This is a genomic window from Motilimonas cestriensis (assembly GCF_021295315.1).
Classification (GTDB): Bacteria; Pseudomonadota; Gammaproteobacteria; order Enterobacterales; family CBDFNC01; genus Motilimonas; species Motilimonas cestriensis.
In genome coordinates this window covers 1-1014 of sequence record NZ_JAIMJA010000075.1, presented here as the reverse complement: position 1 = coordinate 1014, position 1014 = coordinate 1, and the positions used below count along the sequence as shown (strand labels likewise).

1 protein-coding gene is annotated in these 1014 nt (G+C 53.7%); it reads left to right on the top strand.

Annotated elements, in window-relative coordinates:
• A partial coding sequence (locus K6Y31_RS22065; protein WP_233055176.1) for an Ig-like domain-containing protein occupies positions 1 to 1014 on the top strand: 1014 nt, incomplete at both ends.

Here is a 1014-nt window from a genome sequence, read left to right as displayed (position 1 = left end):
AGCGCATTAACTATCACCACACCAATTGAAGGCGATGGTATTGTTAATGGGGCGGAAGACGCAGATGTACTCATTCAAGGCACAGGCGCAGAATCGGGTGCTATGGTGACCGTTGATATTGGCGGGGTGAGCACCACGACCACCGCTGATGCTAGCGGCAACTGGACCATCGCGGGCAATGAGCTGGATATCAGTGCGCTAAATAATGGCACCTTAACCGTGTCGGCCACGCAAACCGATGCGGCAGGTAACACCTCAAGTGCTGCTACCAGCGCAATCACGTTAGATAATACGGCGCCAAGTGCGCTAGCCATCACCACACCAATTGAAGGCGATGGCATTGTTAATGGGGCGGAAGATAATGATGTATTAATCCAAGGCACAGGCGCAGAATCGGGTGCTATGGTGACCGTTAATATTGGCGGGGTGAGCACCACGACCACCGCTGATGGCAGTGGCAACTGGACCCTAGCAGGCTCTGAGCTGGATATCAGTGCGCTAAATAATGGCAACTTAACCGTGTCGGCCACGCAAACTGATGCGGCAGGTAACACCTCAAGTGCTGCTACCAGCGCGATCACATTAGATAATACGGCGCCATCTGCGGTCACCATCACCACGCCAATTGAAGGCGATGGCGTGGTGAGTGCAGCGGAAGATAATGATGTATTAATTCAAGGCACAGGCGCAGAGTCGGGTGCTATGGTGACCGTTGATATTGGCGGGGTGAGCACCACGACCACCGCTGATGGCAGTGGCAACTGGACCCTAGCAGGCTCTGAGCTGGATATCAGTGCGCTAAATAATGGCAACTTAACCGTGTCGGCCACGCAAACTGATGCAGCTGGTAACACCTCAAGTGCTGCTACCAGCGCGATCACATTAGATAATACGGCGCCATCTGCGGTCACCATCACCACGCCAATTGAAGGCGATGGCGTGGTGAGTGCAGCGGAAGATAATGATGTATTAATTCAAGGCACAGGCGCAGAGTCGGGTGCTATGGTGACCGTT